The organism is Bacillus kexueae, from assembly GCF_022809095.1.
In the GTDB taxonomy this organism is placed as follows: Bacteria; Bacillota; Bacilli; order Bacillales; family Aeribacillaceae; genus Bacillus_BZ; species Bacillus_BZ kexueae.
The window spans coordinates 342,917-359,119 of sequence record NZ_JALAZE010000002.1 but is presented as its reverse complement, the minus strand read 5'-3'; the positions used below and the strand labels follow the sequence as shown (position 1 = coordinate 359,119).

At 38.2% G+C, this 16,203-nt stretch carries 18 protein-coding genes and 1 other annotated feature; of the genes, 1 reads left to right on the top strand and 17 read right to left on the bottom strand.

What is annotated here, in order from left to right; translation table 11 throughout:
* Window positions 1-2: 2 nt before the first annotated feature.
* The gene (locus ML543_RS06000; RefSeq protein ID WP_243386239.1) at window positions 3-644 is read right to left on the bottom strand and encodes a class I SAM-dependent methyltransferase; all 642 of its coding nucleotides are present in this window, start codon (window positions 642-644) and stop codon (window positions 3-5) included.
* Window positions 645-881: 237 nt separating this feature from the next.
* Between ML543_RS06000 and ML543_RS05995 the strand changes: the two genes are divergently transcribed.
* Entirely contained in the window at window positions 882-1,091 is a 210-nt protein-coding gene (locus ML543_RS05995; RefSeq protein ID WP_243386238.1) for a YrzA family protein, read from the top strand.
* A 97-nt stretch (window positions 1,092-1,188) separates the two neighbouring features.
* On the opposite strand, the gene ML543_RS05990 is transcribed toward ML543_RS05995, so the two are convergent.
* From ML543_RS05990 to ML543_RS05915, 16 genes are all read right to left on the bottom strand, one after another.
* The gene (locus tag ML543_RS05990; RefSeq protein WP_419095352.1) at window positions 1,189-1,764 is read right to left on the bottom strand and encodes a YrrS family protein; all 576 of its coding nucleotides are present in this window, start codon (window positions 1,762-1,764) and stop codon (window positions 1,189-1,191) included.
* A gap of 334 nt (window positions 1,765-2,098) precedes the next feature.
* Entirely contained in the window at window positions 2,099-3,835 is a 1,737-nt protein-coding gene (locus tag ML543_RS05985) for a peptidoglycan D,D-transpeptidase FtsI family protein (protein ID WP_243386236.1), read from the bottom strand.
* Between the two features lie 51 nt (window positions 3,836-3,886).
* Window positions 3,887-4,363 carry a transcription elongation factor GreA gene (gene greA / locus ML543_RS05980; protein ID WP_243386235.1) on the bottom strand — a complete coding sequence of 159 codons (477 nt, stop codon included), beginning with the start codon at window positions 4,361-4,363 and terminating at the stop codon, window positions 3,887-3,889.
* Window positions 4,364-4,516: 153 nt separating this feature from the next.
* A complete protein-coding gene (gene udk, locus ML543_RS05975) occupies window positions 4,517-5,152 on the bottom strand; it encodes a uridine kinase (protein WP_243386234.1) in 636 nt (211 codons plus the stop codon).
* A complete protein-coding gene (locus ML543_RS05970; protein WP_243386233.1) occupies window positions 5,152-6,423 on the bottom strand; it encodes a peptidase U32 family protein in 1,272 nt (423 codons plus the stop codon). The genes udk and ML543_RS05970 overlap by 1 nt, the downstream gene beginning before the upstream one ends.
* Before the next feature lie 21 nt (window positions 6,424-6,444).
* Complete coding sequence (locus ML543_RS05965) at window positions 6,445-7,374, bottom strand: peptidase U32 family protein (protein ID WP_243386232.1); 930 nt, start codon at window positions 7,372-7,374, stop codon at window positions 6,445-6,447.
* Window positions 7,371-8,021: an O-methyltransferase gene (locus tag ML543_RS05960; protein ID WP_243386231.1), complete on the bottom strand. Its 651-nt coding sequence runs from the start codon at window positions 8,019-8,021 to the stop codon at window positions 7,371-7,373. The genes ML543_RS05965 and ML543_RS05960 overlap by 4 nt, the downstream gene beginning before the upstream one ends.
* A 334-nt stretch (window positions 8,022-8,355) precedes the next feature.
* Window positions 8,356-9,480 carry an endolytic transglycosylase MltG gene (gene mltG, locus ML543_RS05955; protein ID WP_243386230.1) on the bottom strand — a complete coding sequence of 375 codons (1,125 nt, stop codon included), beginning with the start codon at window positions 9,478-9,480 and terminating at the stop codon, window positions 8,356-8,358.
* 386 nt (window positions 9,481-9,866) lie between these two features.
* Window positions 9,867-10,151 carry a DUF1292 domain-containing protein gene (locus tag ML543_RS05950; RefSeq protein WP_243386229.1) on the bottom strand — a complete coding sequence of 95 codons (285 nt, stop codon included), beginning with the start codon at window positions 10,149-10,151 and terminating at the stop codon, window positions 9,867-9,869.
* Window positions 10,152-10,171: 20 nt separating this feature from the next.
* On the bottom strand, window positions 10,172-10,588 hold the full coding sequence (gene ruvX, locus ML543_RS05945) for a Holliday junction resolvase RuvX (RefSeq protein WP_243386228.1): 417 nt from the start codon (window positions 10,586-10,588) through the stop codon (window positions 10,172-10,174).
* Window positions 10,585-10,854: an IreB family regulatory phosphoprotein gene (locus tag ML543_RS05940; protein WP_243386227.1), complete on the bottom strand. Its 270-nt coding sequence runs from the start codon at window positions 10,852-10,854 to the stop codon at window positions 10,585-10,587. Before ML543_RS05940 ends, ruvX begins: the two co-directional genes overlap by 4 nt.
* Before the next feature lie 83 nt (window positions 10,855-10,937).
* Entirely contained in the window at window positions 10,938-13,571 is a 2,634-nt protein-coding gene (gene alaS / locus ML543_RS05935; protein WP_243386226.1) for an alanine--tRNA ligase, read from the bottom strand.
* 74 nt (window positions 13,572-13,645) lie between these two features.
* Window positions 13,646-13,861, bottom strand: a binding site (T-box leader).
* Between the two features lie 43 nt (window positions 13,862-13,904).
* Window positions 13,905-14,966, bottom strand: a complete 1,062-nt coding sequence (locus tag ML543_RS05930) for an AI-2E family transporter (protein ID WP_341482347.1) — start codon at window positions 14,964-14,966, stop codon at window positions 13,905-13,907.
* A gap of 384 nt (window positions 14,967-15,350) precedes the next feature.
* A complete protein-coding gene (locus ML543_RS05925; protein ID WP_243386225.1) occupies window positions 15,351-15,491 on the bottom strand; it encodes a DUF3918 family protein in 141 nt (46 codons plus the stop codon).
* A gap of 15 nt (window positions 15,492-15,506) precedes the next feature.
* A complete protein-coding gene (locus ML543_RS05920) occupies window positions 15,507-15,698 on the bottom strand; it encodes a hypothetical protein (protein WP_243386224.1) in 192 nt (63 codons plus the stop codon).
* 21 nt (window positions 15,699-15,719) lie between these two features.
* Window positions 15,720-16,181: a PRC-barrel domain-containing protein gene (locus tag ML543_RS05915; protein WP_243386223.1), complete on the bottom strand. Its 462-nt coding sequence runs from the start codon at window positions 16,179-16,181 to the stop codon at window positions 15,720-15,722.
* Between the last annotated feature and the right edge of the window lie 22 nt (window positions 16,182-16,203).

Genomic DNA, 16,203 nt, shown 5'->3' with positions numbered 1-16,203 from the left:
GATTATTCCTTCACTGCTTCCATTAACCAAACGAAAGAATTCATTTGAGTAAACGAGACACGGAATTGATGTTTTTCGAAAATATCTCTTAACACTTGATGAGTTGTGTAATACTCAGTCTCTAAATCTTCTGCCAATCGCATGAAGCCTTTTTCCTTTGCATCAATAATCATTTGATCTTTTGCAAGTTGATCAATAAAAGCAGTATCAGCAAACACTATTTTACCACCGGAACGAAGTAAACTTCCATAGATTCCAACGGCTTTCTCCTTCTCTTCGTCTGTTAAATGGTGGAATGCATACGTACTTACAATCGTATCGACTAATTCATTCGGAATCGGAAACGTTAAGAAGTCACCGTCTTGTATAGAAACGTCCTTCCCTAGCTTTTCTTTCGCTTTTTGTCTCATCATTTCAGAAGGCTCAATGGAATAAACTTTTTTCTTCGCGTCGAGAAGCTTCTTCGTTAAGTTACCTGTACCACATCCAAATTCCAACACCACTTCGTTAGAGCGGTTCACAACTTCTTGTAATATAAGTTCATAGTTTAAAAAGACATCTTTATATTGTTCGTCATGTCCTTCAACTGTTGAATCGTAATCTTTAGCCCATTCATCAAATAAATCAATAAACTCTCTTCCCATAGATGTCACCTCGAAAGTATATAATTCATATCAACATACTATGAATTAAATGTAGTACTGTTCTTAAATTATCACACCTTTTCCTAGAACTCAATGGAAATGATTTGTCAAAATAAATTTGAATGCTTTTAATTACACCATTCGTGGCACATCATATGAATGATACTTAAATGAAATAGATATTTGCAGGAAATTTTGCTACACTATGGTCGTAAATATTCGAATGGAGCGATGACCATGAATTTTCAACTGGATATTATACAAGATAAAATTGAGTTTTTTGAGGCTTTGTCTTTAAATGAGCTTGAAAAAAAGATTAACGAACAAATTGAGCATAACCGAAACATCTTACTTGAAGTGCATTCTGTCTCTCATCAGATGCATGTCGATGAAGAAGGTAGAAGATTATATAGTGCTGTCGTTCATTTTAAGGCAAAGAAAAGGTAATAATCGAAAAGCAGTCCCGTAAAAAAGAACCTCCAAGATCCGTTACATTTAACGAAATCGCGGAGGTTCTTTAAACGTTTCAAAACTGATGGTACGTTTATTCCGATTGTAACACTTCTACTTTCGTTGGTTTCCATCCTTCGTTATCCACCCACGTAATCATGACGCGGTATTTTTGTTGGTCTTGCTTATTTTGAATGGTTCCAACCGCATCATGTGGGCTACCATTATTACCGAGCCATAAAATTGTCATCTGGTCCTCTGGAACATTTGTAGCATAGCTAATCGCTTGAACCATTTCTCCCCAGTCTGTTGACTCCTTGTCATATGTCGCTACGTGTTCACCTGTTTGGACAGTACCAATCGGCTCCCAGTTCGGATTTTCGATTACCTTTTCAACACCAGAGCCATCTTCTCCTTCTTTTACGATTACTTCTTCATCCGTGTCTTTTTCTTCCTCTTGAACGCTTGTTTCATTGTTTTGTTCCTCTTCCGTTGGTGCTTCCGTTATATTTGACTGCTCTTGTTTCGTATCGGAAGGCTGCACTTGTTTCTCTGATTTTGGCTCTTGAAACAACAACTGGTATCCAATAATTAATATAAAGGCGAATACGACCGCTATTAGTGTATTTAATATCAAATTGGTTTTTCGCTTTTTTTGCCTCATTTGCATACGGGATTCATGATTATCGTATGACATTTGCGTCATCTCCTTTTGATTTTCCTATTAAAAGTGATAGCAATGGAGTTTTCGTTCCTTTCCTCCATGCATGACGAATATCATATTCCGTTTCTTTTGTGAAGGCTGGTATTCAAAGGTGTTTTTACAGCCATTACTTTCTATCTGTGTGGGCTTAACCTTTCCTCTTCATCCCCCAGGAGTCAGGTCACCTCATTACATAAAGTAAAATAATGTCCCCTCAAGGATACTAACGATCATTTAGAAAGGAGCCATCGTAAAAAAACTATGTTTTATGGTTGTGGGTTGACCACATTTTAACATAAAATTATTCTTTATACATCGTTTTAACCATATCGTAAAATATCGCATTCGTACTTGCTGCGCTACTTTTCGTATTCATTTCAACTACAACTAATGCGTATTTCGGTTTATCAAATGGAAAATAGCCTGCAAACCACTTGTGTACTAGTTCTTTATCGACTTCCGCAGTACCCGATTTTCCCGCTACTTGAATGGGAAGCGACTGAAAACGCCGTCCGGTTCCGTTTTCATCAGAAACCACTTCTTTTAATAAATGTTGCAATTGTTGGATTGTATAAGATGACAATACTTCCTTAGCTACTGTTTGATCCTCAAAATGAAACATGGTGGTTCCGTTTTTATATAACAAATCGGACACTAACTTAACGGATTTTTGTTCCCCGCCTCTTGCAATTGTCGCCATCATATTGACAATCGAAAGGGGAGATAATTGAACATCGAGCTGACCAATTGCAGTTTGAGCCACTGCTTTTGGTACTTTTTTTAAGTCCTCTTCTTTCCATACCACACCTTTTTTCTCTTCGGGAATTTGCTTGAACTGCTCATAATGATAAACAGCGCCATTCCACCCAACAAGATGCAACAGTCCTAATTTTTCTGCATATTTTTCAAAAGTATCCAAGTCATTTTCGATTAAATCCTGACCAATTTTTGCAAAAGTATAGTTACAACTTCGAGCAAAGCTTTCTTCAAAGCTAAGCATCCCTAATTGCTTTTTTTCTTCTTGTTCAACTTCTCCATACATATCTAAATCACAATTAAATCGTTCATCTTTTTTAACAAACCCTTCCTCCAACGCTGCTGCCGCAATTACAGTTTTAAAAACGGATCCAGGAAAGATTGGTTCAAACATGAAATTTGAATAGCTGTCGGAATCATTGCGGTCTAAATCGGGTTTAGAAACAAGTGCTAAAACTTCATTCGTCTCAATATCAAGTAATATAAGTCCACCTTGGTTCACATTGTAAGATTCAAATAGATCTTCTGCTACTTGTTGAAACTCACGGTCAATCGTTGTTTTAACTGAAATGGGATAAAACGGATTACTATCTGCAATATATTTTACATTCACCCCAAATAAAGGTCGACCAATTCCGTCCACATGATACAACAATTTCGTTTCTTCCTCAGCTAAAAGGAATTCATCAAATGCTTGTTGTAAACCCGAAACACCATATTGCGCTTCGTGAGGTATACTTTCCCTTTCTTCATATTTTTCTCCAACGAGTCGTTTATCAATGCTTGTTAAGCCGATTACATGGTTTGCTATTTGTTCTTGAATTGGCACTTCCATGTACACACCGAAAGCACCTGGTATTTGTAAGTCGTTAATAGCTCGAATCATATCGTCTGATACGTAAATTCCATCTTCATTCGTAATTAACACCGGCTCCTCAGCTTTTTCTATACGCGATGAAATCTCCGTTTTGGAAAGTGTAAGAATCGATTGAACTTCTTCTATTGGCCAATCATAATTCTTTAAAAATGGAAACAGTACGATTGCTGGGATAAATTGTTCCCCTATGGGGTTCTCGTTTCGGTCTAAAAATCTTCCTCTACCGTCTTCTATCAACACTTGTTGAGTTCGTTGTTTAATACTGTTTTCAATTAAATTAATATTATGAGTTGAAAAAGACTCTGTTTGAAAAAGCTGAACCTGCGCGAGCCTTGCAATATATAATCCTAATAGAAGGACAGCTAGCACCCCTACGGCCACCATGCGCCTCTTTATTTTTTTCATAAAAAAACACCTCGTCTTCATTTTGGACGAGGTGTTATAAGAATAAACTCATTATTTTACATCGACAATTTTAACTACCATATCTCCACCAGGAGTTTGAACAGTTACTTCATCACCAATTTGCTTTCCAATTAAGCTTTTCGCCATTGGAGAATCGTTTGAAATGCGTCCTTCAAATGGATCTGCTTCAGCGCTACCAACAATTGTATACGTTTCTTCTTCTCCATCTGGAAGCTCAACAAATGTAACCGATTTCCCTAATGAAACAACGGAGCTATTTTCCGTATCTTCTTCAATAATTTTCGCATTGCGAATCATCGTTTCTAATGTAGTAATACGCCCTTCTACAAATGCTTGCTCTTCCTTCGCAGAATCGTACTCGGAGTTCTCGGATAAATCTCCGAAAGAGCGCGCAATTTTAATTCGCTCTACAACTTCTTTTCTTTTAACTGTTTTTAAGTATTCTAATTCTTGCTCAAGCTTTTCCTTCCCCGCTTCGGTCATAGGGTATACTTTCTCTTCTGCCATGTAAATCACTCCTTCTTTACAATCAAATCCCCCGAAAAATAAAAGTATGTAACAGGCGTTTATATTATGTTATTAACAAAAAGCAAGTAAAGATCTTTATGTTGTCATTGTATACATAATATAAACGCAGTATGCGATATCTATGCTATGTTATTACAAAATAGCGTTTTGTTCAAGAATTGTTTGAATTTTTGTGACCATTAAATCAATCGCAACGTGATTTTGCCCGCCTTCAGGAATAATAATGTCGGCATATCGTTTCGTCGGCTCGACAAACTGGTTATGCATTGGACGAACAACAGAAACATATTGCTCAATGACTGAGTCAATCGTTCTGCCGCGCTCTTTAATATCACGTAAAATACGGCGAATGATGCGAATATCTGCATCTGTATCTACAAATAATTTAATATCCATTAAGTTTCTTAAGCGCTCATCCTCTAAAACAAGGATCCCTTCAAGAATGATAACATCTTTAGGCTCTACGTGAATGACCTCATCAGATCGAGTGTGTAAAGCATAGTCATATACAGGCTTTTCAATAGCCTCATATTTCAAAAGTTGTTCAAGATGTTGAATTAATAGGTCATTATCAAAAGCTAGCGGATGATCATAATTTGTTTTTAAACGTTCTTCAAAAGGTAAATGGCTTTGATCTTTATAATAAAAATCCTGTTCAAGCATGAGAATCGAGTGACCTTGGAAGTGCTCATAAATCGCTTTTGTCACACTTGTTTTTCCGGATCCTGTTCCTCCGGCCACTCCGATAACTACTGGCTTTTTCCCCATCACCTGGTCTCCTTTCGCATCATGTTGTATGGGTAAACAGGCTGTTCAACCTTAAATTTAACAATTTGTAACGGATGACGAGCTGCATCTAGTTCATTTCCATCTTCATCATAGATTGTTTCGATAACCGTTCTAAAATTATCGATTTCCGGCCCGAAGAATTCGACTTCTTCTCCTGGTTTAAAATGATTGCGTTGCTGAAGTGTAACCATTTTCGTCTCTTCATCATAATCAAGGACAAGTCCTACGAAATCATAAGTTGTCTTCTTGCTATGATTTCCGTACATTTGCTCTTGGTAACCCGGAACTCCTTCGAAAAACGCTGGAGCTGTATCGCGGTTCGCGCATTTATCCAACTCTTCAATCCATTCTTTTTTAAAGACGAAGTTGTCAGGATCTGCACAATACGCATCAATCACTTTTCGATAAACACTTACAACTGTCGCCACGTAGTGGATTGACTTCATTCGTCCTTCAATTTTTAAACTATCGATACCGAGCTCAATCATTTTTGGAATCGACTCAATTAATTTTAAATCTTTTGGGCTCATTGCAAACGGAGCATCTTTCTCTTCATATAAAGGAACTTCTTCATTTTGCATCATTTCATATAAATCATAGTCCCAACGACAAGATTGACAGCACCCACCACGGTTCGAGTCACGGGCAGTCATGTGATTACTCAGCGTACAACGGCCTGAATAGGCAATACACATCGCACCATGGATAAAAGCTTCAATTTCGATATCCACTTTTTCCTTCATCTCTTTAATTTCTTCAGCGCTTGTTTCGCGCGCTAGTACTACACGCTCAAGTCCTTCTTCCTTCCAAAATTGCACAGCTTTCCAGTTAGACAAGGATTGTTGTGTACTTAAGTGTACTTCAAGTTTTGGTGCAACTTTACGACACGTTTCAATAATTAATGGATCGGCAACGATAATCCCAGTAACCCCTGCTCCTTCAAGCGCTACTAAATATTCGTCAAGTCCGTCCATATTTTCGTTATGTGCAAAGATATTAGTCGTTACGTAAATTTTAGCTCCATATTTGTTAGCGAACTGAACACCCTCTGCAATCTCCTCGATTGAGAAGTTGTCCGCATTTGAACGTAAACCGTATTCTTGTCCACCAATAAATACAGCGTCAGCACCGTACATAACTGCAATTTTAAGTTTTTCTAAATTACCAGCAGGTGCTAATAACTCAGGCTTTTTCACAATAACACGTTTCCCATCAATCATTTTGGAAATCGGTTCTTTTACGGCAACCATCGGATTCTCCTCCTTTATTGTTTAGTACACCGTTTCTTTAAAGAAGAAACCTGTATCAAGAGGTCGGTTTGGTGGTTGAATTGCTTCAATTTCTTCCACAAGTTCCTCTTTTATGTCGTCGTATCGGTCTTGGTCTTCAATGTAAGTATCAATCGCAAGTCGATACTTCTTTGTCACTTCAACAATATATTCTGGAGATTTTAAGACCCCATCAATTTTAAAGCTATCAATGCCTGCGTCTATCATTTCTCCTAATTCGTCAATGATACAAATGTCGTTTGGACTCATGATATGAGTACCGTTTTCGTCCTCAAAAATCGGATACTTATTGTTTCGTTCTTTGTCGTGTAGGAACATATTCTTTTGATATTTTTTGTTCTGAATTTCCATTACTTTACCTTGATATTCAAAATAGTTCCCTACTAACGAACGCTTTGATTGGAACATACATGTCATGCCATGAACTTGCACTTCAATTTCAACTTCCGCGTTCTCTTTCGTTTCAATAATCGCATCCATATTTAATTCACGAGCTAAAACGGCACGCTTAGCTCCTTTACGGCCCCAGTAATTACAAGCATACCAGTTCGTCGCTGTTGTCTCTGTGTTCCAGTGAAGCTTAATATCACACGCGAACTCTCTCGCAATCATAAGTACAGCCGGATCACCGAAAACAATCGCATCTGGCTTCACCGTATTTAAAAACTTCATGTAGTCTTCAATGTCTTCCACCTTGTCGTTATGGAAGAGGGCATTCATAGCAACATAGACTTTCTTGCCGTGTTCATGTGCAATATGAATCGCTTCTTTTACCGCCTCACGATCGAATTCTCCAGCTAAACGAAGTCCAAATCGTTGTTCACCAATAATGAATGCATCTGCACCTGCATCGATTAAAGGTTTGATATCGTCTACACATGTAGGCGTTACTAGCAATTCTGGTTTTTTCATTTGTTCTCACCTCTCTTAATACTTACCGCAACACCGTCACCCACCGGGATGATTGTCGTTTCATAATCCGGATGATTCATTAACCACTCATTATAATGACGAATTTTTTTCACAAGGCTTCGTATACGTTTTGACTCGATTTCTTCTTCTGCGACTAATCCTTTAAAAAGAACATTATCGGTAATGATAATCGCATTTTCTGAAAGCAACGGCTCAAATAGTTCAAAAAATCGTTGATACTGACCTTTTGCGGCGTCAATAAACAATGCATCATAAGGAGCATGTTGTTGAATTTCTTCCGTTAATTCAAATGCATCTCCGTACAGAGGAATAATTCGGTCTCTTGTTTCACTTCTTTCGATATTTAAGATTGCTTGTTTATAGCGAGTCTCATCACGCTCAACCGTTACTATGTTCGCTTCTGGAAGAGACTTAGCCATTCGAATGGCAGAATAAGCAATCGCCGTACCAATTTCTAAAATATGCTTTGGACGGTGCAATTTCAAGATAGATAACATGACAGATATAGCGGTCTTCTCCATAATTGGTACATTATGTTCATTTGCATATGATTCCATTTGTTGAATTTGTTGATCTACGGGCGGCAACAAACCTTCAATGTACATTTCCATTTTGCTATTTTGCACTGTAAGAGCCTCCCCATTCTTTATCTAAAAGGCTGTTTCCGTAAACATTGTTGCTACTTAAACGTTTAAAGCATGGACCTGCAAGACCCCATCGAACATTGCGGTCTGAAGTTCGGAAAGCGGGGCAAAAAGTGTCCGTTTATAGTAAATAAAGCATGAAGCCACAATTTATTAGAAAAGAGCCATCTAAAAATAACCAATCATTATTGAAAACTCAAAAAGAAGAGTTCAACAAATGAACTCTTTCCACTCATCTCTTCCTTTATACAACTCGATATATTTTACCACAAAAAGAAAGGGATTGCTAATAGCAATTCCCTAAAAGAAAAGAATTTTATTGACTTGTTATATATTTTGCCTTGTCTTCATTATGTTCTTTTAACGTGTTGTTGAAGACAACCTCTCCATCAGGCTTTGCTAAAAAGTATAAAAAGTCGGTATCAGCAGGCTTTAAAGCAGCATCGAGCGACATTTTCCCTGCATTCGCAATTGGCCCTGGAGGTAACCCTGTTACTTTGTATGTGTTATAAGGTGAATCAATTTCCAAGTCTTTGTATAACACACGTTCTTTATGTTCCCCATGCGCATATAATACAGTCGGGTCTGTTTGAAGCTTCATGCCCCGTTCAATTCGGTTGTAAAATACACTCGCTATTTTTTCTCTGTCCACTTTTTCCGTTGCTTCTTCTTCAATTAAAGAAGCCATCGTTAAAAACTCATGTGTAGACATGTTTTGATTGACTAACTCTTCTTGATATTCCTGGACAACTTCATCTGTTTTCTTAATCATCGTTTCAAGGACCGCATCTAGCTCAGGTTCTTCTTCATAGAATGAGTACGTTGCAGGATACAAATATCCTTCAAGCGGGTATTTAATTTCATCGTTCAACACGTCATCTGTAATGGTATCCGGGTAAATACCTTTCATTTTTTCAATAAATTCTTTACTTGATACTCTCGTTAAAATTTCTTCTTCTGAATATGGTGTTTGTTCAGCGATAATCGCAGCGATTTCAACTAATTGTTTCCCCTCTGGAATCGTCATCTTAAACACAGGTTCCTGTACGACTTTCCCTGATTTTAAGCTTGCGATGATTTCATCAAACGTCATCGCTTTATTGAGCATATAATCCCCAGCTTGAAAGCCTGACTCGTTTTTAAATTTCACATAATACTTAAACACTTTTTCATCTTTAATGATGTTATGGTCTTCTAATATGCTTGCAATGGACGAAACAGATGAACCAATTGGTATGGTTACTTCAATTGGATCTGTTTGATCTGGATCAACCGGTTGTAATGCGGATTTTATATAAATGTAGCCTCCACCAATAATTCCTGTAAACAAAACAACTAATACGATAAATGTTGTTAAAACAATTTTTCGTATCGTCTTGGCTTCTTGCTGTTTTTGAAGTAGCTTTTCCATCATTTCTTTCTTTGAATCGACTTCAGACATCCAAATCCTCCTCTCATCCTGATTATTATACTATAATTTACACAAAATTTCGGCACAACCCGACGATTTTCTTTAATTTCGACGGAATTCGTAAAGATTATGTTCATGAATTGATGGAAAAAAGACAAATACAAAACCAAACCATAAGAAAAGCGCAAGTCCTTAGGCGAAGGGCGCTTTAGGACCTGCGAGGAGGCTTCCGTCGCCACAGCAGGGCCGAAGCGACCCGAGCTGATGGCGCTTGGAGCTAGACACCAAAAAAAAACGGTAAAGAGAATACTTTAACACTTTATTGAACTTAAACTTTCTGTAACAATAAAAAAAGAGGCATGAGCCTCAAAAAATCATGAAAATGACTTTTTGACTCAGCCTCTCATATTTATTTCTTATTCCTCTTCATCATCGAGAAACGTATTTAACATTTCTTCAATCATGTCCCATTCTTCTTCCGTTTCAATTGGTTTTAATTCACCGTTTTCTCCTTCTTCATTTGGAACGAAGCTAGATGCATGAATTTCGATTTCTTCATTTTCATCTTCTTCTGCTCCTACCGGATAATAAAGAACGTACGATTTTCCAAACTGTTCATTTTCAAAAGTAAATAAAACTTCACATAGTTGCTCGTTGCCTTCTTCATCGATAATTGTAATTTGCTTTTCTCCGTGTTCCATTAACTTGACACCTCTTTAATTTATTTTGGGCTATCTAAATAGCTTTGCAAAATGACAACAGCTGCCATTTTGTCAATCACTTTTCGACGCTTCTGTCTACTTACATCTGCTTCTATTAATAAACGTTCAGCCGCCATCGTCGAAAGACGTTCGTCCCATAGGACAACTGGGAGATTAAACGTTTCTTTTAATTGATCTGCAAATTGTTGGGAAGCTTCTCCTCTCGGACCAATGGTTCCGTTCATGTTTTTCGGCATCCCTACAACAATTTTTTCAACTTCGTATTCCTTCAATATTTCGGAGAGTCGGTCTAACCCAAACTCTCCTTCTTCTGTATCAATCTTAATCGTTTCAAGCCCTTGTGCTGTCCATCCAAGCGCGTCGCTAACAGCGACCCCTAATGTTTTCGTTCCTAAGTCTAAACCTAAAACTCTCATATACCCTCGCGATGATCTTTCAAATATGATTTGACTAACTCTTCAATTAGCTCGTCCCGTTCTAACTTCCGAATTAAATTACGTGCATCTCGATGACGTGGAATGTATGCGGGATCCCCAGAAAGTAAATATCCAACGATTTGATTGATCGGATTATACCCTTTTTCTTTTAGGGCATCATAGACGGTATTTAACACATCATTGACATTCGTCTGTACGGAGTCTTCCGAGAAATTAAATTTCATTGTTTTATCAAACGAACTCACCTTTTGCACCTCTTTCTGGAGACTCTTCTCCGAATTCTACCTTGTCTACATCTATCTCCATTTTACACCATTAGACAAGAATATTAAACGGATTTGACCCATTCCATTACATAATTTAATGCTTCCTCAAGCTTGTTTGGATCTTTTCCTCCGGCTTGAGCCATATCTGGGCGTCCACCGCCGCCACCGCCGCAACGTGTTGCTACTTCTTTAATTAGTTTTCCTGCATGGTAGCCTTTTTCAATTAAATCTTTCGTTACACCAGCGGCTAAGTTTACTTTCCCTTCATTTGCAGCTCCAAGTACTACAATACCTGAACCGAGTTTTTGTTTCAGCTCATCTAACATTGCACGAAGGCTATTCATATCTTTCGCATTTACTTTTGCGCTTAATACTTTTACACCGTTAACTTCAACAGCTTGATCGATTATGTTTGCAGCCTCTAAATTTCCTAATTTAGCTGTTAACGACTCGTTTTCTCGTTCTAGTTCACGCATTTCTGCTTGCAGAGATTCCACACGGGAAATGATATCCTTCGGTTTTGTTTTTAATTTTTCTGCCACATTTTTCAATAATACAACTTGGTCTGTTAAGAAACGATAAGCTTCTTGTCCTGTTACCGCTTCGATGCGGCGAGTACCAGCACCGATTCCAGATTCAGAAACAATTTTGAACAAGCCGATTGATGAAGTATTCTCAACATGGCAACCACCACATAACTCTAAGCTATAGTCTCCTACTGAAACGACACGAACGACATTGCCGTATTTTTCACCGAATAGTGCCATTGCCCCCATTGCTTTTGCTTCATCAAGTGATTTATGATCAATGACAACTGAAAGCGACTCCCAAATCTTCTCATTCACAATTCGCTCGATTTGTTCTAACTCTTCTGGACTAACTTGTCCGAAATGAGAGAAGTCAAAACGTAAGCGTTCTGCTGTCACAAGGGAACCAGCTTGATTTACATGCGTACCTAATACATCCTTTAATGCTTGATGAAGTAAGTGCGTCGCCGTATGGTTCTTCACAATGGCCTTACGAGATGTAGCATCGACTTTAGCTGCCACATTCATACCTTTTTTTAGCGTACCACTTTGAACTTTCACATTGTGTAAATGTTGTCCATTCGGCGCTTTTTGAACATCCATTACAACTACGTGAACATTATCATTAACCATCACGCCATTATCTGCAATCTGACCGCCACTTTCTGCATAAAATGGTGTGCGAGTTAACATGACTTGAACTTCTTCACCTTCATTTGCTTCTTCAATTAATTGACCATCTTTCATTAGTGCAAAAATTGTTCCTTCTGCTTCAAAAGTATCATACCCAACGAATTCACTATCCTCTGTAATTTCGCCGAGCACACCACCTTGTACTTGCATGGAATCAACATCTTGACGTGCTTTACGAGCACGTTCGCGCTGTAGTTCCATTTCTTTTTCAAATCCATCATGGTCAACGTTCATGGATTCATCAAGCGCATATTCTTCTGTTAATTCGACTGGGAATCCGTATGTGTCATATAATCGGAATACTTCTTCACCCGGAATGACATTCGAACCAGCCGCTTTTTGCTTTTCAATAACAGAGGATAAAATAGCTAACCCCTCGTTTAATGTTTCGTGGAATCGCTCTTCCTCATTTTTCACAACTTTTTGTACGAATTCTGCCTTTTCTTTCACTTCTGGATAGAAGTCAACCATGATTTCTCCTACAGTCGGTACAAGCTCGTACATGAAAGGACGGTGAATATTTAATTGTTTTGCGTAACGAACCGCCCTACGTAATAAGCGGCGTAACACATACCCACGACCTTCATTGGAAGGGAGTGCCCCGTCTGTTACCGCAAAGGTTACCGTTCGAATATGGTCAGCGATTACTTTAAACGCCACATCTTTTTCTTCATCTTTTCGATATTTCTCTCCAGAAATGGATTCTGTCGCTTCAATAATAGGCATAAACAAGTCTGTATCAAAGTTTGTAGGTACATCTTGAATAACCGAAACGACGCGCTCTAAGCCCATTCCTGTATCGATGTTCTTCTTCGGAAGTGGTGTATACGAACCATCCGGATTATGGTTGAATTGAGAGAAAACAAGGTTCCACACCTCTAAGTAACGCTCGTTTTCTCCACCTGGATACAATTCCGGATCTTCTGGGTCATTTCCATAGCTCTCACCACGATCATAGAAAATTTCCGTATTCGGTCCACTTGGCCCCTCACCAATATCCCAGAAGTTCCCTTCTAAGCGAATAATACGCTCATTCGGAACTCCAATTTTTTCATTCCAAATTTTGTACGCTTCTTCATCTTCTGGATGAATTGTAACGGATAGACGATCCGAATCAAACCCTAACCATTTTTCACTCGTTAAAAATTCCCACGCCCACTCAATTGCTTCTTCTTTGAAATAATCTCCAATTGAGAAGTTACCGAGCATTTCAAAGAATGTGTGGTGACGGGCAGTTTTTCCGACATTTTCAATATCATTCGTACGAATCGATTTTTGCGCATTTGTAATTCTTGGATTATCAGGAATCACTCGTCCGTCAAAATACTTCTTTAACGTGGCAACACCACTATTAATCCATAGCAACGATGGATCCTCGTGCGGAATTAAAGACGCACTTGGTTCTACAGCATGGCCTTTTTCTTGAAAGAAATCTAAAAACATTTGGCGCACTTGAGCTGATGTTAACTTTTTCATCTTTGACCTCCTACAATTGTATAGTTTCTAAAATACAAATAAAAAACTCGCCACTATGTAAATATTTCTATTTACACAGGGACGAGATTGCTCGCGGTACCACCCTGATTATGGAATACATCCATCACCTTCATTAACCGTAACGTGGTTGAACGACAGGGTTCTCCTGCACTCCGGATTAGCCTTCTGTTACCCTTCATCTAGAATCTTTTTCAGCCTCGAAGATTCCTCTCTTCACGATTACTCGCTTTAGATGGACTGTAACATACTCGATCCGTCATCGTTTTCACTATGTATCTACTCTTGCATTATAGTGGAACCATTCATCAAATGTCAATCTGTTCGCAAATGGGTCACTGTATGAACAGCTACCACCTTTAAGATCGATACAATTGGAACCGCCAAAATAAGCCCAATAATGCCACCAATTTCTCCACCAGCAAGCAAAGCTAAAATAATGAGAACCGGATGCATATGTAGACTTTTCCCAACAATTAAAGGACTAAGTAAGTTTCCTTCAATAAATTGTAGGACAAACACAATGATGACCACAACTATGACTTTATCTACCGAATCAGCCGCTGCTAAAATTGCGGCCGGAATGGCACCGATAACGGGTCCAAAGTAAGGAATGACATTCGTTGCCCCGACAATAATTCCTAATATTAAAGCATATTTAATATCAAATAGCCAGAAGCTGATTGTTGCTAAAATAGCAATAGTTAAACAAACAAGTAATTGTCCACGAATGTAATTACCTAACGAAGCATCAATTTCATGCAGTAATGTCTTTCCATCTTTTCTCCATCTTTTTGGGGTTAAGTACCAAACTACTCGCTTCATTAAATCATAATCTTTCAATAGATAAAAAACTAAAAATGGAATAACAGCAAAAATGAGAACATAATCGAACAAAGCACGAAAGCTAGTTACAAGTCGTTCTAGCGTATTTCCAATTTGATTTTCTACGTTTTGAACCATTTTTTCAAATCGCTCATGTACATCGAGCGGTAGTTTGGACGTTTGATCATGAAGATTATCCATCCATTGTTGATAAGAGGCCGTAACATTCGGAATATTATTCGATAAATCTTTCATTTGTTCAATCAATACAGGAGTTCCTTTATAAAGCGCGAATATCAAACCGCCAAAAAACAATAAATAGATGATGATAATTGAAAACGGCCGAGGAACTCCCTTTTTATGAAGTTTTTCTACAGTCGGATGAAGCAGATACGTAATAAAGAGAGAAATAAAAAAAGGAATGAAAATCGCCTTAAGCATGTTGTAAAATGGCTCCCACAAGGTCTTTAATTGATACATTACTAGGAGAAAAAGGGAACTAAGTAATAAAATGAATAGCCAATATAACCATTTTCGTTGCTGGTCAGTCACCGTCACCACTCCTCTATTTTAGTGTGATGATGGGCCAATTTTTTATACATGGTTTTTAGTATTTTACGATTAAAATAAAAAATCCTAAACTCAAAACAAAAAGGGGTTGTACACAAAGTACAGCCCTTTTTCATCGTAAATTAAATTCGGTTAAAACCATGCGGTGGCGGACGCTATCCGAACTTGCACAGGACGTGGCCGCTTTTAGCAGAGGTTCATTCAATTATCGTCTCCTCTACTCGCAAGCTCGACTGTGGGTTCTTTGGCTCATGCTTTTCCCGCAGGAGTCGCCGCCACCTTTCTTTCGTTCAAAACCAAGTGAAGGAGTTGGTTCTCCACTTATTCCATTTAAGGAACTTATCAGTCAGTTCACTCGAAAAATAGTTACGACATGGATCTCATCACTCGTCGTCCCATTTTTCTCATGACTTGTCCTGTACGGTTATCACTTCTTGCATTTTGGACGAGGTAAAGAGCTGCAGCTCCAATACCCATTGTAACAATAGAAGTCATTGCGCGGTTCATTCCTAATACACCCCTTTACATACTGATGGATCGTTCATCATCTGAAAACAAATCATCAAGTGAACTTAGTGTTCCATCTTCTTCGACTTGATGGGTGTGGATTACGCCTTTTGAAACCGTCAGTTCAATAAAGCAACCCCAACAATAATATTGATTGACACCAATTTTCCCAAGATCTTTACTTTTACAATTTGGACACGTGAACAAAACTTGGACACCTCTTTATTCTTAATAGAGGATAATCGCGTCTTTACCGATGGATTGTTCATTCTGTACGTGAAGTGTTGTCGTGCCAACTGTAACATCAGTAAAGAAACCTTCCGTTACCTCATATGCTACAATTGTGTCCAATTTTTGGCTTAAATATACATCCTCAACCAATCCATAACTTTCTCCCTCTTCGTTTAACACCGGCAAATGTAAAATGGGATTTTTCTTTTCAATAAAGCGGTGCCCCTTTTCAGATAGTTCAACTGCCAAATCACTTGCATTCAAGACAATCTTCTCATCATTAATCGATTGAATATCGGAAATTCGAAAGACGTAATCACGCTGGAACCAGCCTTTCCCGTCCACAATGAAACCGTCAACTTTTCCGTCTTCTCTTAACAACAGATCTTTCGTTTTTCCAATTTCTCTTCCATCTGACAAATATACGGGAAATCCTTTTAAATTCTTAAATGTTCGCAAAGACTCTCTCCACCTTTCCGAA

What these genes read in the sequence shown, in the direction of transcription:
- ML543_RS06000 (WP_243386239.1), bottom strand. Translation starts at nt 644, where the DNA reads ATGGGAAGAGAGTTTATTGATTTATTTGATGAATGGGCTAAAGATTAC.
- ML543_RS05995 (WP_243386238.1), top strand. Translation starts at nt 882, where the DNA reads ATGAATTTTCAACTGGATATTATACAAGATAAAATTGAGTTTTTTGAG.
- ML543_RS05990 (WP_419095352.1), bottom strand. Translation starts at nt 1,764, where the DNA reads ATGCAAATGAGGCAAAAAAAGCGAAAAACCAATTTGATATTAAATACA.
- ML543_RS05985 (WP_243386236.1), bottom strand. Translation starts at nt 3,835, where the DNA reads ATGAAAAAAATAAAGAGGCGCATGGTGGCCGTAGGGGTGCTAGCTGTC.
- greA (WP_243386235.1), bottom strand. Translation starts at nt 4,363, where the DNA reads ATGGCAGAAGAGAAAGTATACCCTATGACCGAAGCGGGGAAGGAAAAG.
- udk (WP_243386234.1), bottom strand. Translation starts at nt 5,152, where the DNA reads ATGGGGAAAAAGCCAGTAGTTATCGGAGTGGCCGGAGGAACAGGATCC.
- ML543_RS05970 (WP_243386233.1), bottom strand. Translation starts at nt 6,423, where the DNA reads ATGGTTGCCGTAAAAGAACCGATTTCCAAAATGATTGATGGGAAACGT.
- ML543_RS05965 (WP_243386232.1), bottom strand. Translation starts at nt 7,374, where the DNA reads ATGAAAAAACCAGAATTGCTAGTAACGCCTACATGTGTAGACGATATC.
- mltG (WP_243386230.1), bottom strand. Translation starts at nt 9,480, where the DNA reads ATGTCTGAAGTCGATTCAAAGAAAGAAATGATGGAAAAGCTACTTCAA.
- ML543_RS05950 (WP_243386229.1), bottom strand. Translation starts at nt 10,151, where the DNA reads ATGGAACACGGAGAAAAGCAAATTACAATTATCGATGAAGAAGGCAAC.
- ruvX (WP_243386228.1), bottom strand. Translation starts at nt 10,588, where the DNA reads ATGAGAGTTTTAGGTTTAGACTTAGGAACGAAAACATTAGGGGTCGCT.
- alaS (WP_243386226.1), bottom strand. Translation starts at nt 13,571, where the DNA reads ATGAAAAAGTTAACATCAGCTCAAGTGCGCCAAATGTTTTTAGATTTC.
- ML543_RS05925 (WP_243386225.1), bottom strand. Translation starts at nt 15,491, where the DNA reads ATGAACCGCGCAATGACTTCTATTGTTACAATGGGTATTGGAGCTGCA.